Here is a 19,872-nt window from a genome sequence, read left to right on the forward strand (position 1 = left end):
TTGCGGAAAAGCTTAACAAGCATGGGCTGGACGCAAAGTGCGCTGTCTAACCGTTGGAGCACCTTAGCGCGAGGTGATGTCCACGTTGCCCAGGTTATCGTCCGGCTTGCGGTCGATCAGTTTATTGTCCGGATCGATGCCTGCCTTGGCCGGGCGGCCGTTGACGACCAGCTTGAAGGTCGATTCGTTGCGGTCGACCAGCTTGCGTTCACGCAGCAGGACATTGCCGTCCTTGTCGTCGACGCCGATCTCGATCAGGTCGTGCAACGGGACTTCCTTTTCCGCACCCAGTTCGTCGGAACGCAGCTTGGCGGCATGCACCACCAGCGTGACATCGTATTTGCCGTCCGCGCGCTTCTGGGCGGTGGCGCTGACCAGGCGGTTGTCGAACAGCACGATGGCATTGAACAGGTCATCCACCAGGTAGGCCTGCTCCGGCGGCACGATGCGGCGCAAGCCGTCCACCAGCACCGTCACGCTTGGATACGGATCGCCGTGGTAGGAATACTTGCGCAGTAGTTCCGCCAGCAATTCGTTGACCTTGGCCTCGCCCACGATATCGGCCAGCAGGTACATGGCCAGGCTGCCCTTGTGGTAGTGGATGTAGTCCTGGTCTTCGTTATCGGCCAGCGGCAGTTCCTTCTTGTTCTCGGTGGCGCGGCCGAACAGGTATTTGTTCAGGTCATAGCGCAGGAAGCGGCGCATGCGCTGCGGGCCGAAGCTCTTCTTCATCACCATCAGCGCCGAGTATTCGGCCAGGGTTTCGCTCAGCACCGTGGCGCCGCGCGTGTTGCCCCCGATGAGCTGGTGCGCCCACCACTGGTGCGCTACTTCGTGCGCCGTGACGTAGGTCGGGTAGTCGATGTCTTTCGGGTTCTTGTCGTCCACGCGGGCGATAAAGCCCACCGCTTCCGAATACGGGATGGTGTTGGGGAACGATTGCGCATAGCGCTCATAGCGCGGGAATTCCACGATGCGCACGATCTTGTGCTGGTAGGGGCTGAAGTTGCGTGTGTAATAGTCGAGCGAATCCTTGACGCCCTTGACCATGCGCTCCAGGTTGTACTCGTGGCCCGGCTGGTAGTAGATCTCGATGCCGACATCCTGCCACCAGTCGTGCTTGACCGCGTAGCGGGCAGACTGGAAGGCGTAGAAGTTGAGGATCGGCTGTTCCATCTTGTAATGGAAGTAGCGGCGGCCGTTCTTGCGCCACTCCTTGACCAGCGCACCGGGCGCCACGGCAGTCTGGTCGCCGGCAGTGCCCAGGGTCGCTTCAAAGCCGACCCAGTCGGCATCGGCGCCGATGTAGTTGCTGGCCAGGCCTTTCGGATCGTCGCGCGGGAGCTTGCGTTCCTGCGCCGGCAAGCCGTGTTTCTTGCGGTCGCGCGGATCGGTCAGTTCGGCGTGGCGCTGGTAGCCGATGTGCGGCAGCACGGTGTTGTTGAAGAAGGTACCGTTGTTCATCACCGGCGTGGTCTTGCCGAGGTTGAAGAAGCCTTTCGGTTCGTAGCTCAGTACAAAATCCAGCGTGATCTTTTCGCCCGGTTGCAGCGGCCGCTCCAGGCGATAGCTGTAAAAGCCAAGCTCCGTGTCGTTCAGGACGCGGAACGCCTTGCGGCCGAATTGCAAGGGCTGCAGGTCCGCGTCGGTGTCCTGCTGCACGTAGATGGTGCTGATCGGCTGCAGGGTCTTGTTCTCGAGCTGGTACCAGCCTTTCACTTTCAGGGTGCGCTGCTCAGGGTACATGTCCAGGCCAAGGCGCACGTCGGTGATGCGCGGCTGGGCCACGTCCAGCACCTGCTTGTACTTGCGTTCATAATCGGCGCGCAATGCGTCGCGCCCGAAGTGGGTCTTGAAATTGTTGACGCACAGGTTGTAGGACAGCACGCCGCCGGCACCGACGAACACGGCCAGGCCGACGCCGAAGGCGCCCAGCACCGGCAGCGTCAATCCGTGGCGCGCCAGGCTGACGCGCTGGCGCCATTCCTCGTTGGTGCCGCGCGGCCAGAACACCACGGTCAGCACCATCAGCATCACGGCGGCGCCGGCCCAATACAAGTCGAACCAGCGCTCGCGCACCATGAAGTGGCCGAAGCCATTCATGTCGGAGTAGGGCAGTTCCGGCGTCACGCCGTACATGAGCAAAGGATGGTCGAGACCGAGGGTGGCGAAGGTGATCGTCGCCACGTAGTAGACGATCATCACGAAGTAGGCCACGTATTTGTGGTTCACCAGCACCTGGGTGGCGATCGCCAGCACGGCAATCAGGGCGCAGGCCGGCAGTTGCACGGTGAACAGCCATTCGAAATACAGGCCGGGCTGCAGGTTGAAGTAGCCGCGGAAAAGCTGAATCGACATGCCGACCAGCATGACGATGAACAGCAACAGCGCCTGCACGCCGATCAGGCCAAACAGCTTGGACAGGATGGGCAGCCAGCTCGGCACTGGCATCGCGTCCAGCATTTGCGACATGCGGTGTTCGCGCTCGCGCCACACCAATTCGCCGGCATAGAAGGTGGTCACCACCAGCATGAATAGCGAGAAGGTGTTCGTCACCATTTCCAGCACCAGGTAGGTGACAGGATAGGTGCCGGTGCCGTACATCGAGCCCATGTCCAGCGAACCGGCATACATGGTCAGCACGCCGGCCAATACGATGACGAAGAAGTAGATGTTCTTGGTGGTCTCGCGCAGGTTCAGGTAGCTGAAGCGCATCAGCAGCAGGCCAAGGCTGCGCGCCTTGAAGTCCGGTTTCTCGTTGGTCGAGGCGGCAACCTGGGTCAGGTTGGCCGGCAGGTCGCTGTCGGTGCGCGCCGCTGCGCCGCTATCGACCGTGCTGACGAAGTGGAAGCGCCAGTAGCCAAGCAGCAGCGCCACGAGCGCGAAGGAAGACCAGATCACGCGGTTCAGCAGGAATACGCCTTCCGGCAGCACCAGGCGCACGTTGCGTTCGGCGATCGGCCAGTATTCGGTGAGGCGGATCACGGCAGTGGTGCCGAATGGATCGATCAGCGCGGCCAGCGTCTTGTAGTCAAGGTCGCGTGCCAGGCCCGGCGCCACGATATAGCCAACCAGCATGACCACGCTCGACACGTACACCGGCAGCATGCGCCGCGTCAGCGCCGCCAGCACGAAGAAGATGGCGCCGAAGATGAACAGGTTGGGCAGCAGCGACAGCGCGTAAGGCAGCAGGTAGTGCAGCAGGTTGAAGGGGCCGAGGCGCTCCGGATCGATGCCCGGCACCTGCGTGCCAAGCCACACACCAAGCGGGATCGAGGCGAACACCACGCACAGCACCAGCCAGGCGCCGAGGAAGCGGCCCAGCATGTACTGGAATTTGCGGATCGGGGCGGAAAAGAAGAAGTGGTGCGTTTCGTACTCGAAGTCCTGCTGCACCGAGCGCCCCATCATGGCGGCGACGATGATCACGCCCATGCAGCCGAGGAAGGAGGAGGTCAGCATGATCGAGCGCGGCGCATTGATGAACACGCGGCCGCCGAAACTGACGATGGCTTCCTTGAACACGCCGCCGGCGGCGGCCATCCACAGGACGGCCAGCAGCAGGAACATGCCGAAGTAGACCCAGGTCGAGAACAGCTTCAGGCGCTGCTTCGCTTCAAAGAGGGCGATGGCGAACATGGCGGCCCCGGTCAGTCGCAGGCTTTGCTGACGTCGTGGCGGCCGAGGATGGTCGCGAAATACAGGTCTTCCAGGTCGCCCAGCGCTTCCTCGAAGCCGTCGCCCGGATCGTCGTCGTTGTAGACGTGGATCAGGGTGCGGCCGGACATCAGGCGGGTCGAGATCACGGCATGGCGCTGCTGGAAATAGGACAGCTCCTTCTTGTCGATGAAGCGCGCCCAGATCTTGCAGCTCACGTCATCGATCAGTTGCTGGGTGGCGCCTGCCACCATCAGCTTGCCCTTGTTGATGATGGCCATATTGGCGCACAGGTCGGCCACGTCGGACACGATATGGGTCGACAGGATCACGGTGCGGTCTTCGCCGATATCGGACAAGAGGTTGTGGAAGCGCACGCGCTCCTGCGGGTCCAGGCCGGCGGTCGGTTCGTCGACGATGATCAGTTTCGGGTCGCCCAGCAGGGCCTGCGCGATGCCGAAGCGCTGGCGCATGCCGCCGGAGAAGCCACCCAGGCGCTGGTTGCGCACTTCGAACAGGTTGGTTTGCTGCAGCAGGCCGTCGACCACCTCACGGCGGCGGGAACGATTGGACAAGCCTTTCAGGATCGCGAAATGGTCGAGCATCTCATAGGCGGTCACTTTCGGGTAGACGCCAAAATCCTGCGGCAGGTAGCCGAGCAGGCGGCGGATTTCGTCCTTTTCATCCAGCACATCCAGGTCGCCGAAGAACACCGAACCGGAATCGCACTCCTGCAGGGTGGCCAGGGTACGCATCAGGGTCGACTTGCCGGCGCCGTTCGGGCCCAGCAGGCCGAACATGCCGGACGGGATGGTCAGCGACACGTTGTCGAGCGCGACGACCCCATTGGCATAGGTCTTCGATAAATTCTTGATGCGCAATTGCATGGTGGCTCCGCTAACCCCTTTTCACATGATGGCATTGTATTGAATGCGCGACATATCGGTTGCCCGCATGCGATAGCCCGCACATTCAGCGCCCCAGGATGCACTTTCCGGGGAGCGAAAAGTGCGCTTCCGGCCTTGGTTTAGCACTAAAGTTTCAAGGGTAACAAGTCTGATACCCCCGCGCAAGGAACAAATCTGGACAAAAGTGCTATATAGTTCCTTGACATGCAAGTACACCATCCAAAACTCGACGCTGCTATACAGGAAAAGATCCTGACGGTGACCCGTTGCGGGCTGACGGCCAGCGAGTCCACCGGCTTTTTCCGCACCGCGATCGGGCTGTATTACCTGGCCAGCTTGATGACCAAGGAGCAGCTGGATTTCAAGGCGCTGGACAAGGCCTTCAACCGTTTCGTCTACCGCTCGATAGGCGGCGGGCATAGCATGACCAGCATCCTGCAGTTCCTGAGCGGCGGGAAGGTGGTGGAGGTGTTGGACTCGCCGCGCTTCATGCGGGCCATGGCGGACTACCTGCCGGAAGTGCCGGTCGATTCGATACCCTTCCTGCTGGGCCTGAACCTGGGCGTGGCAAAAGACATCTCCAAAATCGACGCTCGCGGCCCGGTGGCAGACTGGCTGGAGAAGCAGCGCATCCTGCGGGAGGGAAGTTGATTCTTGCTTGGGTTGGCCCCTGCCTTGGAAACCGCGAGTTCTGCCGAATTGCTAGCTTTGAATGCTGCGGCAGGGACGCTGATCGTGTAGCGCTCCAGCTGCGCCCAAGGGCCAATTGGCTATTGGCGTGATTGCGATGAAAAAAATGTTGAAGTATTTTGGTGTCGCGGCGCTGTCATCGCTGGTCACCGCAGTTTATTTTTGGGGGTTCGCGCCGTATCCGTTTTCGTCACAGCCGTGGCTCGGCTCAGGCTATGACTACATTCCGGAACTGGACACCACGGTGACTGTCTGGAGCACGAAGTCGCCAAAGCGTCCTGTCAGCCTCGTTGTCCTTCAGAAGGGCAATCGAATGGAGGAGAAAACATCGGGGCTGATGCGAGACGAGATGACCGGTTTGGTCAATGATTCGTATGCGGTGCTTTTCACGCCCTGCGATGTCGACGGCCGCGGTTCAACAATCAAATATATCGATGGCAGGATTGTGGTGGAGTACTACAACGTCCATCTTATCATTGATAAAGACGCAAAGTCGCTGCAATGCAGCGTGGTGAAAAATAGCTAGTGCCGGGCATATAATGTGGTTTTCCGAACAAGCTGGACGAACCATCATGAACCGCTACCACAATCCCCTCGACCGTTTCATCACTGGCGCCGACAAGGCGTTGCGCGTGCTGGCTGGCGTGCATTCGGCATCGCGCCCGAATCCGGCGGTGCATGCGGCAGATGCGGAGATGACGGAGCAGGAGCATCGCCACAGCGCGGGCCTGATGCGGGTGAACCATGTGGGCGAGGTGATGGCGCAGGCGCTGTACAACTCGCAGGCGCGCTTTGCCAAGAGCGATGAGGCGCGTGCGGCCTTCGACAAGGCCAGCCGGGAAGAGGAAGATCACCTGGCATGGTGTGCGCAGCGTTTGTCGGAGCTGGGCTCGCAACCGAGCTTCCTGAACCCCTTGTTCTATGCCGGCGCTTATGCGCTGGGCACGGCTGCTGCGCTGGCGGGCGATAAGCAAAGCCTGGGTTTCGTGGTGGAGACCGAGCGCCAGGTTGAAGCGCATTTGGCAAGCCACCTGGACCGCTTGCCGCCGCAGGATGCCAAGTCCCGCGCCATCGTGGAGCAAATGCGCGTCGATGAAATCGCGCACGGCAAGGCAGCGGAAGACATGGGCGCCGAGAAAACGCCGCTGCCTATCCAGCTTGCGATGAAAGCCATGTCGAAGGTCATGACTTCGACCACCTATTACATCTGATGGGGCATGTTCAGAAAAATCCGGCAGCTTTCAATGCCCACCCGATAATTGCCAGCAAGTTCGTGACTGTCAGGCCTGCGACCCAATAGATCAGTTTTTCGAAGTCTAGACGTAACTGAAGTTGTTCGGCGTGTATTTCGTTGAAACGTTCGTCGACTTTGCCTCGCAAAAGCGTGAGCTCTTCCTTCAAAGTATCCACAGTCACCTCTAGCTTAACGATACGTGGCTCGTAGTCCATATTGCCTCCCTTGACAGATTTAGACTCTGCCGCAGTTTGTGGCGGGAGGCTTTGAGCTTGGACAGGAAGGAGCGCGGAAAGTTCCGCGTCAGGTAATTGACGTGAATTCGCGGTTGAGCGCCGCGTGGTATTCGCTCAGTGCCTTGGCACGCGGCGTGCCTTCGTTTTCCCAGGCGATGGCGTTGTCGATGCGTTTGATCACGGTCGGCAGGGTGGCGGTCCAGTCATCCTTGCGCAGCAGGCGGCGGCTGGCGGAGTCCAGTTCTTCGGAAGGCGCGTTGCGCCAGCTGATGTGGCGCACCAGGTTCAGGGCGAACGGGGGACACGTCAGCGATTCGAAGGCCAGCGCGCCGACCTGCCGGCCAGTCAACTGCAAGGCGCCGCGCTTGAACCAGACGTAGGCCAGTGCGAGCAGCGCGGCTGCATAGAATAGCAGGATGCCGGCGGCGATTGCCACGTTGCCGTAGCGGGAGAACAGGCCGGCTGGGACAAGGCCGAACAGGGACAGCGCCATCAGCCAGATAAACGGCGCCAGCACCTTGTAGGGGCCGAACGAAGGCGGCGTCCAGCGCTGCGAGGCCGGGGCCGCAGCGACCACCTGCTGTTTCCAGCGCAGCGGGAACAGAGGGCGGTGCGGCAGCAGGGGATTCGGCACAAACGGCTCCTTGCCGCGCAAGGTGTAATGCTCGGCACCGAAATGCAGCGACCAGCGGCCACCCAGGGTGGCCGCCAGCACGCCTTCATTCGAATGCAGCAGCCGCGCCGAGTCGTACAGGTAGAGGCCAGCCATGGCCGCTACCAGCAGGATTTCGGCGTGGAAGGCAATCAATTGCTGGTTTCTTTCTTCTTGAACAGCGACTTCAGGCCAGCGACGGCTGCCACGCCAGCGACTGCAACCAGTTTCCACATCTTGGCCAGGAACAGGGCCGCGGCAGCCCAGAAGCCTTTCTTGGTCGCGATGACAGCGGCGCCGCCGGTCACCAGGGCGGCCAGGCCGAATTCGGCAACGTGGTCGCCCGGCTTGAACTCGGAGTACTTTTCACCGTCGTTGTAATCGAAGCCGGTCAGCACTTTGCGGAAGCTCGCCACGTCGGCGTCCAGCGTTTCAGGCGAGGACACCAGGGTCGCGCTCATCACGCCGCTGCGGCCCAGCAGGCGGATGGTGTAGTTCAGCGAAACGCCGTGATCCGAGCGCAGCTTCAGGCCCCATTCCAGTTGCTTGGTCTTTTCGTCGTAGTGCGGCGGAACGTACCAGCCTTCGGTGTACAGGGCTCCCAGGCCGAGACGCTTGCGTTCTTCGTTGGCTGGCTCGTCGCTTTCCTTCAGGGTTTTCAGCAGCGCGTCGGCATCGATCTTGTCGCCTTCCTTGACGTAGCCGCTCTGGTCGAAGGTGAAGGTGGCCCACCAGCCGCCCTCGGTGTCCAGGATGGTGTAGTTGCCGTCTTCCGGCAGGTTGCCGGTCAGCTCCAGGAAGCGACGCGAGTTCTTGTCGTCCAGGAATTGCACTTTATCGCTTGGCGTTTTCAGGGTGGCCTTGCCGGCGATGGCTTCGGCGCGCGGGCCGGTGTGCCAATCCAGCTTGTCGAATTCCGCCTTGCGCTGCTCTGCAGTCATGTCGGCCATGGCAAATACCGGCACCAGTGCAAGCGCAATCACCCAGTTACGAATCTTCATTGTTATTCCCCGTTGAGTTATTTTGGATAAACCCAAGAGGATAGCAGCAGGGACGCCGTCCAAAATGCGTACTTTCTCACATCCGCAGGCTGCGTTCAATGGCGCCGGAAGCCGCGGCCTTCAGCAGGCGCTGGAATTTTGGGCACTCGGCATGGCTCGGCGCAGGGCAGGCCGCCGCGTGGCGCAACCCTTCGCTCATCGCCTTGAGGCGCTTGGCCAGGGCCTCGATCTCTTCCGCCTTGGACAGAAGGAAGGCGCGGTCGATGGACGTGCCGCCGTCTGGCGTGAACATCGAGCCGATTTCGTCCAGCGACAGGCCGGCTGACTGGCCCAGCGAAATGATGGCCAGCGTGTCGAGCACGCCCGGCGCATAGGTGCGCCGCAAGCCGTTGCGGCCCACCGGCTTGATCAGGCCTTTTTTCTCGTAATAGCGCAGCGTGGAGGCGGCCATGCCCGAGCGCTGCGCGACTTCGGCGATATCCATCAAAAATCCCTTGACTTGAAGTTGACTTCAACTTCTACAGTGTGCACATCAACCACGGAGATTGCAATGGAAATCATCATCATCGGCATTGGCGCCACCATCGTGTTCGACTTGTGGCTGGTCCTGCTCAAGCGCATGGGCGTGAAGACTATGAACATGGCCTTCATCGGCCGTTGGGCCGGGCACCTGGCGCAGGGCCGCTTCGCACATGACTCGATTGCGGCTTCGCCGGCGGTCGGCGGCGAGCACGCGCTGGGATGGCTGGTGCATTACGCAACGGGCGTGGCGTTTGCCGGCGCGCTGGTAGCGGTGGCGGGCCAGGGCTGGCTGCATGCGCCGAGCATCGGCCCGGCGCTGGCAGTCGGCATCGCCACCGTCGGAGCGCCGCTGTTCGTGATGCAGCCTTCGATGGGACTGGGCATCGCGTCCAGCAAAACGCCGGCGCCGCTGAAGAACTGCCTGCGCAGCGTCGCCAATCACACCGTCTTCGGACTTGGTCTTTATCTTTCCGCCTTACTCATAAAAGGAATCGCGCAATGAAGAAACTCGCAGTGATCTACCACAGCGCCCACGGCCACACGGAGCATATCGCCTCGCATATCGCGCAAGGCGCAGCCGTCGTGCCAGGAATGGTGGTGCATGTGCTAAAGGCATCGGAGCTGGCAGCGGCGCCGGATGCGCTCCTGCAGTACGATGGCATGCTGCTTGGCTCGCCGACCTATCTTGGCGGCGTGTCGGGCGTGTTCAAGACCTTCATGGATGCCACCGGCAAGATGTGGCGCTCGCAGCAGCTGAAAGGCAAGCTGGCGGGTGGCTTCACGGTATCGTCGCTGCCAGCGGGGGACAAGCAATCGACGCTGGTGTCGATGTTCACCTTCTGCATGCAGCACGGGATGATCTGGGCCGGCAATCCCATCCTGCCGGAGCAGCATTCAGGCGTGCCTTACGACGAAGCTGCCAATCGCCTGGGGTCTTGGTCCGGCCTGATGGCGCAGGCCGGGCACGGCACGGCGGCGCATGAATTCCCTGCGGGGGACATCAAGACCGCCCGCATGTTCGGGCAGGGTTTTGCCGAGACCTTGATCAGGCTTCGATGATTTCGAAGCTGTGGGTGATCTGCGCCGTCTTGGCCAGCATGATGCTGGCGGAGCAGTACTTGTCGTGGGACAGGGTGATGGCGCGGTCGACCACTTCCGGCTTCAGGTCCTTGCCGGTGACGACGAAGTGGAAGTTGATCCTGGTGAAAACCTTGGGCTCGGTCTCGGCGCGTTCGGCTTGCAGCACCACTTCGCAACCGCGTACGTCGGCACGGCCCTTCTTCAGGATCAGCACCACGTCGTAGGCGGTGCAGCCGCCGGTACCCAGCAACACCATCTCCATCGGGCGCGGCGCCAGGTTATGGCCGCCGCCTTCCGGGGCGCCGTCCATGGCGACCATGTGGCCAGAACCGGTCTGGGCGCGGAAACTCATGCCCGACGGGCCATTCCAGCTAACTTTAACTTCCATCTGAACTCTCCGTTAAATGCGTCCGGGCATTATACGGTCATCATGTATTTCTCGCTCTTCATGCGCCGCTCGGTATACCAGACGCACAGCATGGCCAGCAGCAGGCTGCTGAAGAAGGTCTGCAGGAAGGGCAGCATGCCAATGCTGCCGCCCTTGGCCAGCTCGCGCAGCAGGGTCTGGTTGGACAGCACGGGCACCATGTACATCCACCAGCTATTGGTCAGGTTCATCATCGGCACCAGGATCACCGGAACCAGCGGCACGATCATGGTGAAGCTGACCAGGGTCTGGGCTTCCTTGAAGGAGCGGGCGTTGATGGCCAGGGCGATTTCCAGCGCCGCGGCGAATAGCGACAGGGTGGCGGAGGCCAGGCACACCATGGCCAGGTCGCGCCAGCCCAGGCGCCAGGACAGGCCGATTTCCTCCAGCGGCAGCCATTTCAAAATGCCGTGCGCGATCGCCAGCTCCAGTGTGATGCCGACAATCGACAGCAGCGAAGCCGCCAGCCATTTGCCGACGATCAGGTCGGCCGGCCGCAGGGGCTGCGCCATCAGCACCTCCAGCGAGCGCCGTTCGCGCTCGCCGGCCGTGCTGTCGACCGCGGTGCTCATGCAGAACATGAAGGCCGGGATGAAGAAGATGCCCAGCATGGTGCTGATGGTGTTGGCCGAACGCGAAGCACTGGTGCCGGCATCGTAGCGCTGCACCAGCACCGGGTTCAGGTTGACCGGCGACACGCCGTGCGCCAGCAGGCGCGCACTGGCGATATTGCGGCTGTAATCGCGCAGCACGAATTCCACTTCGTCGATCTTGCGCGAACTGTCGGAGGCGGAGTCGAACCACAGCTCGACCCGCGCCGGGCGCATGGCGTGGTAGTTCTCGGCGAATTCCGGCGTCAGGCGCAGCACGGCCGTCACGGTCTGCTTGCGCAGCAGGGCGTTGATGTCCTCTTCGCCCATGGCTTCAAGCTCGGTGATGTTCACGTTGCGCTGGCGTAGCTGGTTCATCAGCGTTGGCGCCTGCTCGCTGCCGATCACCGCCAGTTCCACGCCTTCGCGCTCCGGCTTGGTGGCGCGGTCGATTTGCCGCTGCAGCATGAAGCCGACCAGGATCGGATACATCAGCACGAACAGCAGCAGCAGGCTGAGGGCGCGGCGGTCGCGCAGGGTCTCCACCAGTTCCTTGCGCAGCACGATGGGGAATTTCATCCTCATAGCTCGATCCCTTCCTCGGTGCCGACCAGGCGCACGAAAGCATCTTCCAGGCTCGGCAAGCCGGCCTGTTCGCACAACTGCTGCGGCGTGCCTTGGGTGACCGTGGTGCCGTTGGCGATCACGATCACGTCGTCGCAGGAGTGGATCACTTCCTGCATCACGTGGGTTGCCATGATCACGCAGCAGCCGTCCGCCTTCAGCGCGGCCAGCGCGCGGCGCAGGGCGCGCGTGCTCATCACGTCCAGGCCCCGGCTTGGCTCGTCGAGCAGCAGGTGGCGCGGCCGGTGCAGCAGGGTGCGCGCCAGGGCGACCTTGATACGCTGGCCTTGCGAGAAGCCTTTTGCGCGGCGGTCGATGATGTCTTCCAGCGACAGCAGCTCGGTGACTTCCTTGGTGCGCTGTTCGATCGCGGCATCGGCCATGTCGTTCAACTCGCCGAAGTAGCGCAGGTATTCGCGCGTGGTCAGGCGTTCATACAGGCCGAACTGGTCGGTCAGCACGCCGACGTTGCGCCGTACCGCCATCGGATCGATGGCGGGATCGACGCCGTCGATGGAGATGGTGCCGTGGTCGCGCTGCAGCAGGCCGACCAGGGTGCGCAGCAAGGTGGTCTTGCCGGCGCCGTTCGGTCCGAGCAGGGCGGTGATGATGCCGTCGCGCGCGGTGAAGCTGGCGCCCGCCAGCGCCTGCACCTTGCCGAAGCGCTTGCAGAGGTTATGGACTTCGATCATGGCTGTGGCCCTGCACTATTGAGCTGGAAAGTCGGCGCCGGGATTTCGTTCAGGCATTCCGCCTTCACCGGGACGCCGGGCTGGTCGAGGAAGCCGCGCAGCAGGCGCGGCATGCATCCGAGCGGCGATACGATATGCCCGCCATTCTTCACGATCAGGTGCTGGGCATTCTTCATGTACTTGCGCGCCGCTTCGGCGCGGCGCGGCGGCGTGACCGGGTCGAGTGCGCCGGACATCAGCAGCACCGGCGCTTCGATCACAGTCGGCTCCTTGTAAGGCACGGCCGGCACGGCGATGGTTTCGCACATTGTCCCGATGCGCATGATCTGCGGCGCGCCGAGGAAGGAGCCTTTTGTATCCTCTTCCAGCAATTGCGGCGTCAGGCGCGGGAAGTCCTCGGCGCAGACCACGGCCAGGTGCAGCGGCATGGCCGGCCCGCCCTCGGAGGAGAAATCGCGCGACACATTGCTGCGCGCGATGAAGGGCTGCCAGCGGTCCTGGTAGGCGCTGTGGATGAGGAAGGGCAGGCGCCGGCTGTCCGCCTGCGAATACAGGATGTTATGCACGGTGCCGATAAAGCGCATGCTGGTCATTTCGACCTTGGTGGTTTCCGCCGTACGCGGATCGGGCAGCGTGAGCGATTGCGGCGCCTTGGCCAGGCGCGCCGCCAGCGCCTCGAACTCGGAGCGCAGGCTGGGGAAGGCGGTGGCGCAGACCGTATCGTCGGCGCACTGCTTGAACAGGGCGTCGAGCGCCGCCTGCGCATCGTGCGCGCCGGCCGGCACCACCTGGTCGGGCGCCGCCACGCCATCCAGCACCAGGGCGCGCACGCTGCCGGGGTACAGGCGGGCATAGGCCTGGGCCAGGCGGCTGCCGTAGGAGCCGCCCCAGACATTGATGCGGCCATAACCGAGGGCGCCGCGCACCGCTTCGATGTCGCGCGCCGCCTGTTCGGTCGTATATAGATTGAAGCGCTTGTTCAACCCCTTGATGCAGGCACGGGTCTCGGCCAGCAATTCGTCTTCCGTGGCCGTTTCGGCATTCTTGCCTGGTTTGCAATCGAGCTTGCCGGATAATCCGGTGCCGCGCTGGTCGATCAGCACGATGTCGCGCGTGGCGCGCACCTTGCGGAAAGTGGTGTTCAGCAAGGGCACCAGGTCGGAACCGGCTTCGCCAGGACCGCCGGCCAGCAGGAACAGCGGATCGCGCCGCGCCGATTCGCGCAGGGCGGGGGCGACGGCAACGTGCAGGCTGAGGGTGGCGCCCGGCGCATGGTGGTCGAGCGGCACCGCCAGGCGAATGCAGCGCAGGGCTTCTTCGGCGCCAGGCAGGTGGCAGCTTTTGCCTGGCTCGGCCTGCGCCATTGCCGGACCAAGGCCAAGGGCTAACAACGTGGCCAGCATAAGCGATCGCATGGCCGTCTCCTCTTGTGATTCTGGGGTTCCATAGTAGCTCGGCAATATCTGCTTAGCAACGGCAACTCGGTACAGGGCGGGGTTGACCCGGCGGGCCCGGCCGGGCTATAATCGCCAGCTTTCCTTTTCGCTCGGGAAAATTAAACAAGAAGGATGCGTCCGCTGAAGCACAGGGGCGGAACCACCGATAGAGCGTTTTTTATCTTTCACAGAAAGTTCAAACATGAAAACTTTTTCCGCTAAGGGCCATGAAGTCCAGCGCGATTGGTTCGTGATTGACGCGACGGACAAAGTCCTCGGCCGTGTTGCCAGCGAAGTGGCACGCCGACTGCGCGGCAAGCATAAGCCAGAATTCACCCCTCACGTTGACACCGGCGACTTCATCGTTGTCGTGAACGCAGGCAAACTGCGCGTGACCGGTACCAAAGCAACCGAGAAGACCTACTACCGTCACTCCGGTTACCCAGGCGGCATCTACGAGACCAACTTCCTGAAGATGCAACAGCGCTTCCCAGGCCGCGCCCTGGAAAAGGCAGTGAAAGGCATGCTGCCGAAGGGTCCTCTGGGCTACGCCATGATCAAGAAGCTGAAAGTGTACGCTGAGGGTTCCCACCCGCACGCTGCCCAGCAACCTAAAGCACTCGAATTCTAAGGAACTGACATGATCGGTAACTACAACTACGGCACCGGCCGTCGCAAGAGTGCAGTTGCTCGCGTGTTCATCAAAGCTGGCACCGGCCAGATCATCGTGAACGGCAAGCCAGCAGCTGAGTACTTCTCCCGTGAAACCGGCCTGATGGTGATCCGTCAGCCGCTGGAACTGACCGGCAACGTTGAACGTTTCGACATTAAAGTCAACGTGCACGGCGGCGGCGAGTCCGGCCAGGCAGGTGCTGTGCGTCACGGCATCACCCGTGCGCTGATCGACTACGATGCAGGCCTGAAGGGCGACCTGGCACGTGCCGGCTTCGTCACTCGCGATGCGCGTGAAGTTGAACGTAAAAAAGTTGGTCTGCGCAAAGCACGTCGCGCAAAGCAATTCTCGAAGCGTTAATCTTTACGCTCTCGTACAAAAAGCCGCTGGTCTCCAGCGGCTTTTTTTATTTTTAGAACCGGTAGCCTGCGGCCGCCGTGTATCAGGTGCCTGACCCTGCGGGTCAGGCACCGTTTTACCGGTTTTGATAAAATGGCCCCCTCACATAAACAACCCACGCAAGGAAAGAAAATGATCAAAGTAGGCATCGTCGGCGGCACTGGTTACACGGGCGTGGAACTGCTGCGACTGTTAGCCGCGCACCCTGAAGTCGAACTGACCGCGATCACCTCGCGCAAGGAAGATGGCTTGCCGGTGGCTGAGATGTATCCTTCCCTGCGTGGCCGCGTGAATATCGCCTTCTCCTCGCCGGACAAGGTCGACCTGACCCAGTGCGACGTGGTGTTCTTCGCCACCCCGCACGGCGTGGCCATGGCGCAGGCGCCGGAACTGCTGGCCAAGGGCGTGAAGGTGATCGACCTGGCGGCAGACTTCCGCATCAAGGACCGAGCCGTATTCGAAAAGACGTACAAGATCGACCACACCGCGCCTGAACTGCTGGAGCAAGCCGTGTACGGCCTGCCTGAGCTGAACCGCGAAGACATCAAGAAGGCAAACCTGATCGCCAACCCGGGCTGCTACCCGACCACCATGCAGCTCGGCTTCGTGCCGCTGCTGAAGGCCGGCCTGATCGATGCCGGCCACTTGATCGCCGACTGCAAGTCCGGCGTGTCCGGCGCCGGCCGCAAGGCGGAAATCGGCACCCTGTTCTCCGAATCGTCGGACAACTTCAAGGCCTACGGCGTGAGCGGCCACCGCCACACCCCGGAAACAGCGGCCCAGCTGCAGCGCTTCACCAGCGAGAAGGTCAACCTGATCTTCACCCCGCACCTGACCCCGATGATCCGCGGCATGCACTCGACCCTGTATGCGCGCCTGACCAAGGAAGTGTCGAACGAAGAGCTGCAAAAGCTGTTCGAAGACGCCTACGCCGACCAGCCGTTCGTCGACGTGATGCCATGGGGTTCGCACCCGGAAACCCGCAGCACCCGCGGCGCCAATATGCTGCGCCTGGCGCTGCATCGCCCGAACAATGGCGACACCCTGATCGTGCTGGTGGTGCAGGACAACCTGGTCAAGGGCGCATCCGGCCAGGCCGTGCAGTGCATGAACCTGATGTTCGGCCTGGACGAAGGCCTGGGCCTGCAAACCATCGCCCTGATGCCTTAAGTGGAAGGCCGCATGGAACAGGCGCGCGTGCCAATGCTGGCACGCGTGTTTGGCCTGGCTGCGGTCCTGGTCGCCGGCGGCGCGCTGGCGATGTGGGGCGTCGACCTGGGCAAGCGCGTGGTTGGCGTATCGAAAGGCGAATCCGGCCCTACCGTTGCAAAGCGACTCGCCGCGGCTGAGCTGGAACTGGCCCGTGTATCGGCTGAGCGCGATGAATTGGCTGCAAAGCTGAAGGCTGTTCCCGTGGCAGCGCCTGCACCGGCCGCTTCCGATGCCGAACTGGCAAAATTGAATGCCGACCTGGCCCTGCTGGAAGAAGCGCTGCCGCCAGCGAAAGCCGGTTCCGGCCTGCTCATCCGCGGCATGCAAGCCCGCATGGCGGCGCCAAAGCTCTTGCATTACACGGTTCTGCTCCAATATGGTGCGAAGAAGAAGGGCCCATCCGCCTTCTCCGGCCGGCTCAAGCTGTCGGTTGCCGTCATCCAGGATGGCAAGAAAGCGGTGCTTGAATACCCGAAGGATGGCGCCGAGCGCTACGACCTGAAAGTGGACCGCTACCAGCGCGTTGACGGCACGCTGGAACTGCCGGAAGGCCTGAAAGTGGTGGCAGTCAAGGTCAGCCTGTCGGAAAAGGGCAAAATCGTTGCCGATGAAACAACGACTGTGCGCAGCCTCTAAAGCGGCCAAGTCCGGCATGGACTATAATGGGACAACTGATTTTAAGTAGGAGTAACACATGACTGCAGTAGCCGAAGACGTGATCCCGGCACCGATCGTTTTCACCGACGCCGCGGCCGAGAAAGTAGCGCAACTGATTGAAGAAGAAGGCAATCCGGACCTGAAGCTGCGCGTATTCGTGCAGGGTGGCGGTTGCTCCGGCTTCCAATACGGTTTCACCTTTGACGAAATCGTCAATGAAGACGACACCACCATGGTGAAGAACGGCGTCCAGCTGTTGATCGACTCGATGAGCTACCAATACCTGGTAGGCGCCGAGATCGACTACAAGGACGACCTGGAAGGCGCGCAATTCGTGATCAAGAACCCATCCGCGACCTCGACTTGCGGCTGCGGTTCCTCCTTCTCCGTCTAAGCAAAGCCATTACGGCTCAGCCCGTGTCACACCGTGGGGTCACACCCCAAGAGTGACACGCTCTCTGCCATTGCACGGACGAGCCCGTGTCACTCTTCGGGGTGTGACCCCATGGTGTGACACGGGCTCGGCCGTTAACGGGGGTAGAGGACGCCGAGGATGCGCTCGCCGCGCGCGCCGGTGACGGAGGGCAGGTTGCCGGGCAGGCGTTCGCCGAAACGGTAGGCCAGCCACGCGAACACCATCGCTTCTACCCGGTTGGGCGGTACGCCCAGCGCGTCGGTGGACTGAACGTTGGTCGACTCTCCCAGTTCCGCTTGCAACTCGCGCATGAGCGTGGCGTTGTAGGCGCCGCCGCCGCAGACGTAGAGTGCATCCGCGCCGTGAGGGGCGACTTCGCGTGCCAGGCTGACTGCAGTCAGGCGCAACAGGGTGAACATCACATCTTCCGGCCTGGCTTCGGCGAAAGCCGCCAGGCGGGTGTCCAGCCAGTCGGCATGGAACAGGTCGCGACCGGTGCTCTTCGGCGCGGGCTGGGCGAAGTAGGGTTCGGCCAGCAACGTGGCCAGCAGGCCGGGTATTTCCTTGCCGGTGGCGGCCCAGGCGCCGTTGTCGTCGTATTCCACGCCTTTGTGGCGCGCGATCCAGGCATTCATCAGCACGTTGCCGGGACCGGTGTCATAGCCGCCAACCGTACCGTCTTTATGCAGCAGGGAGATGTTGGCGATGCCGCCGATATTGGCCAGCACGCGCATCTTGCCTTCCTTGCCAAATAGCGCTTTATGGCCTGCTGGCACCAGCGGGGCGCCCTGGCCGCCAGCTGCGACATCGCGCGAGCGGAAGTCGGCTATCACGTCGATGTCGCTCAGCTCGGCCAGCAGGGCGGCGTTAATGATCTGGCGCGTGAAGCCGAGCTCGGGGCGGTGGCGGATGGTCTGCCCATGCGCACCCACGGCGCGCACGTCAGCCGATTTCATTTCAGCCTTGGCCAGCAGCTCGGCCACGCAATCCGCATAGAGTTCGGCCAGCTTGTTCGCGGCCAGCGCTTCGCGCTCGATTTCGTTAGGAGAGGCGGCTTGCAGCGCCATCAGCTCGTTGCGCAGCGACTGCGGGAACTCCACGTACGCCGCCGACATGGTGCGCGCAGCACCGGCCCAAAAGTCCACGAGGACGCCATCCACGCCGTCCAGGCTGGTACCCGACATCATTCCGATATATAAGCTCATGGTCCTATTGTAGTTCGGGGGCAGTTGAGTCAAATAAAAAAAAGGCGCACCTTTGTGCGCCTTTTATTCCTTTGCCGCCGGATTACTTGGCGGCGAGGGTGTTGGTCTTGTCGTTCGAACGGAGCAGGGCGAAGCGGTGGATCATGTCGCCGGCCACCGATTTGAAGCGCGCCAGTTCGGCAGTCGTCAGCGGGGCTTGGGCCGTAATGTTCAGCTTGTTCGGGTCCTTGGCTTCGCCTGCGACGCGGAATTCGTAGTGCAGGTGGGCGCCGGTCGACCAGCCGGTGGTCCCGACGTAGCCGATGATGTCGCCTTGGTTGACCTTGGCACCCTTTTTCATGCCGGCGCCGAAGCGGCTCATGTGCGCGTAGGCGGTGGAGTAGTTGGCCCAGTGCTTGATCACGACCACGTTGCCGTAGCCGCCTTGCACGCCGGCGAAATCGATCACGCCGTCGCCGGCTGCGCGAATCGGGGTGCCGGTCGCCGCGGCGAAGTCGGTGCCTTTGTGCTGCTTCCAGTTGCCGGAGATCGGATGCGAGCGCATGCCGAAGCCGGACGAAATACGCGAGAATTCCAGCGGCGATTTCAGGAAGGCCTTCTTCAGCGATTTGCCGTCGAAGCTGTAGTACCCGCCGCCCGACTTGGTCAGCGGATCTTCAAACCACACGCTTTGGTAGGTGGTGCCCTTGTTGGTGAATTCGCCTGCCAGGATGCGGCCGGCGCGCACGAACTCGCCGTCCTGCCAGAAGGTTTCATACACCACGTTGAAACGGTCACCGCGCTTCAGGTCGGAACGGAAGTCGATGTTGGTGGAGAACATTTCAATGATCTGCGCGACGACGGTGTCGGGCAGGCTGCTGCCGTCGGAACTCGAGTCGGTCGCGGCATACAGGGATGTGGTGATTTCGCGCGCGCGCATTTCAATGCGGCGTTCCAGTTTCGCGGCGGTCTCTTCAGCCGTGAACTCTGCGTCGCCCGAGCGGGTGACCATAATATTCTTGACGGGATTGTCTTTGCCGTCCACAACGGTGGCCTTCAGCCACAGCAGGTTGCCGTTTTCGTCGGTCTGCGCCTGCACGCGCTTGCCGCTGCGCAGCTGCATGATGGCGCGCGCGGTCTTGTCTTTCTTGATGAAGGTTTCTGCAGCGTCGTCTTCCACGCCCAGGCGATTGAGCAGCGTCGCGAGGGTGTCGCCGGCGCGGATCTTTTCTTCGTGGACGTAAGTCTGGGTAGCTTCTTGCTTCTGCAGGGCGGTAATCTGCGAGCTCAGGTCCGGCAGCTGGATTTCCTGGGCAACGGTCTTCACGGGCAGGTCGCTTGGATCGGGGGCGAGCGGAGCCACGCCAGCAGCACCAAAAGCGCATACGGCAAGGAAGATCGCCGATGCGCTGATGATCCGCGCCTTACGCGTCGAACCTAGCAGATTGTGCAAGCCGGAGCTTGTGAACTTGTTTATAGGGTTCATGCAATCAGTTAAAATTTGCCGCTTGAACTTTCAGGATTCTTGGTATTTTGTTCTAAGTTGTTGATTTAATTCGTTTTCATCGGGCAAGATTGATGGG

The 19,872-nt window shown here is 61.9% G+C and carries 22 protein-coding genes; 10 read left to right on the plus strand and 12 right to left on the minus strand.

What is annotated here, in order from left to right; genetic code table 11:
- Positions 1 to 63: 63 nt before the first annotated feature.
- Positions 64 to 3,639 (minus strand): M1 family aminopeptidase, encoded by a 3,576-nt coding sequence (locus ACN9MW_RS06405; RefSeq protein ID WP_426168782.1) that lies wholly within the window; start codon positions 3,637 to 3,639, stop codon positions 64 to 66.
- A gap of 11 nt (positions 3,640 to 3,650) precedes the next feature.
- Positions 3,651 to 4,544 (minus strand): ABC transporter ATP-binding protein, encoded by an 894-nt coding sequence (locus ACN9MW_RS06410; RefSeq protein WP_426168785.1) that lies wholly within the window; start codon positions 4,542 to 4,544, stop codon positions 3,651 to 3,653.
- Positions 4,545 to 4,769: 225 nt separating this feature from the next.
- Here ACN9MW_RS06410 and ACN9MW_RS06415 point away from each other — a divergent pair, with 225 nt between their 5' ends.
- The 3 genes from ACN9MW_RS06415 (at position 4,770) to coq7 (ending at position 6,466) form a co-directional block, all read left to right on the plus strand.
- Positions 4,770 to 5,216 (plus strand): hypothetical protein, encoded by a 447-nt coding sequence (locus ACN9MW_RS06415; protein WP_426168788.1) that lies wholly within the window; start codon positions 4,770 to 4,772, stop codon positions 5,214 to 5,216.
- Between the two features lie 127 nt (positions 5,217 to 5,343).
- The gene (locus ACN9MW_RS06420; protein WP_426168791.1) at positions 5,344 to 5,781 is read left to right on the plus strand and encodes a hypothetical protein; all 438 of its coding nucleotides are present in this window, start codon (positions 5,344 to 5,346) and stop codon (positions 5,779 to 5,781) included.
- Between the two features lie 46 nt (positions 5,782 to 5,827).
- Positions 5,828 to 6,466: a 2-polyprenyl-3-methyl-6-methoxy-1,4-benzoquinone monooxygenase gene (gene coq7, locus ACN9MW_RS06425; protein WP_426168794.1), complete on the plus strand. Its 639-nt coding sequence runs from the start codon at positions 5,828 to 5,830 to the stop codon at positions 6,464 to 6,466.
- A 10-nt stretch (positions 6,467 to 6,476) separates the two neighbouring features.
- Here coq7 and ACN9MW_RS06430 read toward each other — a convergent pair whose 3' ends face one another.
- The 4 genes from ACN9MW_RS06430 to ACN9MW_RS06445 all read right to left on the minus strand — a co-directional run bounded on the left by ACN9MW_RS06430 (position 6,477) and on the right by ACN9MW_RS06445 (position 8,862).
- Positions 6,477 to 6,704 (minus strand): hypothetical protein, encoded by a 228-nt coding sequence (locus ACN9MW_RS06430; protein ID WP_426168797.1) that lies wholly within the window; start codon positions 6,702 to 6,704, stop codon positions 6,477 to 6,479.
- Between the two features lie 88 nt (positions 6,705 to 6,792).
- Positions 6,793 to 7,533, minus strand: a complete 741-nt coding sequence (locus tag ACN9MW_RS06435) for a hypothetical protein (protein ID WP_426168800.1) — start codon at positions 7,531 to 7,533, stop codon at positions 6,793 to 6,795.
- Positions 7,530 to 8,378 carry a DUF2167 domain-containing protein gene (locus ACN9MW_RS06440; protein WP_426168802.1) on the minus strand — a complete coding sequence of 283 codons (849 nt, stop codon included), beginning with the start codon at positions 8,376 to 8,378 and terminating at the stop codon, positions 7,530 to 7,532. The genes ACN9MW_RS06435 and ACN9MW_RS06440 overlap by 4 nt, the downstream gene beginning before the upstream one ends.
- Positions 8,379 to 8,454: 76 nt before the next feature.
- Positions 8,455 to 8,862, minus strand: coding sequence for a helix-turn-helix domain-containing protein (locus tag ACN9MW_RS06445; protein WP_426168805.1), 408 nt, complete (start codon positions 8,860 to 8,862; stop codon positions 8,455 to 8,457).
- A 66-nt stretch (positions 8,863 to 8,928) separates the two neighbouring features.
- Here ACN9MW_RS06445 and ACN9MW_RS06450 point away from each other — a divergent pair, with 66 nt between their 5' ends.
- Entirely contained in the window at positions 8,929 to 9,402 is a 474-nt protein-coding gene (locus ACN9MW_RS06450) for a DUF2938 domain-containing protein (RefSeq protein ID WP_426168808.1), read from the plus strand.
- Positions 9,399 to 9,959, plus strand: a complete 561-nt coding sequence (locus ACN9MW_RS06455; RefSeq protein ID WP_426168810.1) for a flavodoxin family protein — start codon at positions 9,399 to 9,401, stop codon at positions 9,957 to 9,959. The genes ACN9MW_RS06450 and ACN9MW_RS06455 overlap by 4 nt, the downstream gene beginning before the upstream one ends.
- On the opposite strand, the gene ACN9MW_RS06460 is transcribed toward ACN9MW_RS06455, so the two are convergent.
- From ACN9MW_RS06460 to ACN9MW_RS06475, 4 genes are read right to left on the minus strand one after another with little or no spacing between them, the layout of a single operon-like run.
- A complete protein-coding gene (locus ACN9MW_RS06460; protein WP_426168813.1) occupies positions 9,946 to 10,368 on the minus strand; it encodes an OsmC family protein in 423 nt (140 codons plus the stop codon). The two genes, ACN9MW_RS06455 and ACN9MW_RS06460, sit on opposite strands and share 14 nt — an antisense overlap.
- A 29-nt stretch (positions 10,369 to 10,397) precedes the next feature.
- Positions 10,398 to 11,576, minus strand: coding sequence for an ABC transporter permease (locus tag ACN9MW_RS06465; RefSeq protein ID WP_426168815.1), 1,179 nt, complete (start codon positions 11,574 to 11,576; stop codon positions 10,398 to 10,400).
- 2 nt (positions 11,577 to 11,578) lie between these two features.
- Positions 11,579 to 12,313 (minus strand): ATP-binding cassette domain-containing protein, encoded by a 735-nt coding sequence (locus tag ACN9MW_RS06470; protein ID WP_426168818.1) that lies wholly within the window; start codon positions 12,311 to 12,313, stop codon positions 11,579 to 11,581.
- On the minus strand, positions 12,310 to 13,728 hold the full coding sequence (locus tag ACN9MW_RS06475) for an alpha/beta fold hydrolase (RefSeq protein ID WP_426168821.1): 1,419 nt from the start codon (positions 13,726 to 13,728) through the stop codon (positions 12,310 to 12,312). Before ACN9MW_RS06475 ends, ACN9MW_RS06470 begins: the two co-directional genes overlap by 4 nt.
- A 223-nt stretch (positions 13,729 to 13,951) precedes the next feature.
- Between ACN9MW_RS06475 and rplM the strand changes: the two genes are divergently transcribed.
- The 5 genes from rplM (at position 13,952) to erpA (ending at position 17,084) form a co-directional block, all read left to right on the plus strand.
- Positions 13,952 to 14,380, plus strand: a complete 429-nt coding sequence (gene rplM, locus ACN9MW_RS06480) for a 50S ribosomal protein L13 (protein ID WP_028102306.1) — start codon at positions 13,952 to 13,954, stop codon at positions 14,378 to 14,380.
- 9 nt (positions 14,381 to 14,389) lie between these two features.
- The gene (gene rpsI, locus ACN9MW_RS06485) at positions 14,390 to 14,782 is read left to right on the plus strand and encodes a 30S ribosomal protein S9 (RefSeq protein ID WP_028102305.1); all 393 of its coding nucleotides are present in this window, start codon (positions 14,390 to 14,392) and stop codon (positions 14,780 to 14,782) included.
- 171 nt (positions 14,783 to 14,953) lie between these two features.
- A complete protein-coding gene (gene argC, locus ACN9MW_RS06490; RefSeq protein WP_426168825.1) occupies positions 14,954 to 15,991 on the plus strand; it encodes an N-acetyl-gamma-glutamyl-phosphate reductase in 1,038 nt (345 codons plus the stop codon).
- 12 nt (positions 15,992 to 16,003) lie between these two features.
- Positions 16,004 to 16,669, plus strand: a complete 666-nt coding sequence (locus tag ACN9MW_RS06495) for a DUF6776 family protein (RefSeq protein ID WP_426168828.1) — start codon at positions 16,004 to 16,006, stop codon at positions 16,667 to 16,669.
- 58 nt (positions 16,670 to 16,727) lie between these two features.
- Complete coding sequence (gene erpA / locus ACN9MW_RS06500; protein WP_028102302.1) at positions 16,728 to 17,084, plus strand: iron-sulfur cluster insertion protein ErpA; 357 nt, start codon at positions 16,728 to 16,730, stop codon at positions 17,082 to 17,084.
- Positions 17,085 to 17,218: 134 nt separating this feature from the next.
- On the opposite strand, the gene ACN9MW_RS06505 is transcribed toward erpA, so the two are convergent.
- Both ACN9MW_RS06505 and ACN9MW_RS06510 read right to left on the minus strand, forming a co-directional pair.
- Positions 17,219 to 18,310: an anhydro-N-acetylmuramic acid kinase gene (locus ACN9MW_RS06505; RefSeq protein ID WP_426168831.1), complete on the minus strand. Its 1,092-nt coding sequence runs from the start codon at positions 18,308 to 18,310 to the stop codon at positions 17,219 to 17,221.
- Between the two features lie 82 nt (positions 18,311 to 18,392).
- On the minus strand, positions 18,393 to 19,775 hold the full coding sequence (locus tag ACN9MW_RS06510) for a peptidoglycan DD-metalloendopeptidase family protein (protein WP_426168833.1): 1,383 nt from the start codon (positions 19,773 to 19,775) through the stop codon (positions 18,393 to 18,395).
- Between the last annotated feature and the right edge of the window lie 97 nt (positions 19,776 to 19,872).

The organism is Pseudoduganella sp. R-34, assembly GCF_049904655.1.
GTDB lineage: Bacteria > Pseudomonadota > Gammaproteobacteria > Burkholderiales > Burkholderiaceae_D > Rugamonas.

What these genes read in the sequence shown, in the direction of transcription:
- rpsI (WP_028102305.1), top strand. Translation starts at nt 14,390, where the DNA reads ATGATCGGTAACTACAACTACGGCACCGGCCGTCGCAAGAGTGCAGTT.
- ACN9MW_RS06445 (WP_426168805.1), bottom strand. Translation starts at nt 8,862, where the DNA reads ATGGATATCGCCGAAGTCGCGCAGCGCTCGGGCATGGCCGCCTCCACG.
- ACN9MW_RS06495 (WP_426168828.1), top strand. Translation starts at nt 16,004, where the DNA reads ATGGAACAGGCGCGCGTGCCAATGCTGGCACGCGTGTTTGGCCTGGCT.
- ACN9MW_RS06475 (WP_426168821.1), bottom strand. Translation starts at nt 13,728, where the DNA reads ATGCGATCGCTTATGCTGGCCACGTTGTTAGCCCTTGGCCTTGGTCCG.
- ACN9MW_RS06415 (WP_426168788.1), top strand. Translation starts at nt 4,770, where the DNA reads ATGCAAGTACACCATCCAAAACTCGACGCTGCTATACAGGAAAAGATC.
- ACN9MW_RS06440 (WP_426168802.1), bottom strand. Translation starts at nt 8,378, where the DNA reads ATGAAGATTCGTAACTGGGTGATTGCGCTTGCACTGGTGCCGGTATTT.
- ACN9MW_RS06510 (WP_426168833.1), bottom strand. Translation starts at nt 19,775, where the DNA reads ATGAACCCTATAAACAAGTTCACAAGCTCCGGCTTGCACAATCTGCTA.
- ACN9MW_RS06460 (WP_426168813.1), bottom strand. Translation starts at nt 10,368, where the DNA reads ATGGAAGTTAAAGTTAGCTGGAATGGCCCGTCGGGCATGAGTTTCCGC.
- rplM (WP_028102306.1), top strand. Translation starts at nt 13,952, where the DNA reads ATGAAAACTTTTTCCGCTAAGGGCCATGAAGTCCAGCGCGATTGGTTC.
- ACN9MW_RS06430 (WP_426168797.1), bottom strand. Translation starts at nt 6,704, where the DNA reads ATGGACTACGAGCCACGTATCGTTAAGCTAGAGGTGACTGTGGATACT.
- ACN9MW_RS06405 (WP_426168782.1), bottom strand. Translation starts at nt 3,639, where the DNA reads ATGTTCGCCATCGCCCTCTTTGAAGCGAAGCAGCGCCTGAAGCTGTTC.
- ACN9MW_RS06505 (WP_426168831.1), bottom strand. Translation starts at nt 18,310, where the DNA reads ATGAGCTTATATATCGGAATGATGTCGGGTACCAGCCTGGACGGCGTG.
- ACN9MW_RS06455 (WP_426168810.1), top strand. Translation starts at nt 9,399, where the DNA reads ATGAAGAAACTCGCAGTGATCTACCACAGCGCCCACGGCCACACGGAG.
- ACN9MW_RS06410 (WP_426168785.1), bottom strand. Translation starts at nt 4,544, where the DNA reads ATGCAATTGCGCATCAAGAATTTATCGAAGACCTATGCCAATGGGGTC.
- argC (WP_426168825.1), top strand. Translation starts at nt 14,954, where the DNA reads ATGATCAAAGTAGGCATCGTCGGCGGCACTGGTTACACGGGCGTGGAA.
- ACN9MW_RS06470 (WP_426168818.1), bottom strand. Translation starts at nt 12,313, where the DNA reads ATGATCGAAGTCCATAACCTCTGCAAGCGCTTCGGCAAGGTGCAGGCG.
- coq7 (WP_426168794.1), top strand. Translation starts at nt 5,828, where the DNA reads ATGAACCGCTACCACAATCCCCTCGACCGTTTCATCACTGGCGCCGAC.
- ACN9MW_RS06450 (WP_426168808.1), top strand. Translation starts at nt 8,929, where the DNA reads ATGGAAATCATCATCATCGGCATTGGCGCCACCATCGTGTTCGACTTG.
- ACN9MW_RS06465 (WP_426168815.1), bottom strand. Translation starts at nt 11,576, where the DNA reads ATGAAATTCCCCATCGTGCTGCGCAAGGAACTGGTGGAGACCCTGCGC.
- erpA (WP_028102302.1), top strand. Translation starts at nt 16,728, where the DNA reads ATGACTGCAGTAGCCGAAGACGTGATCCCGGCACCGATCGTTTTCACC.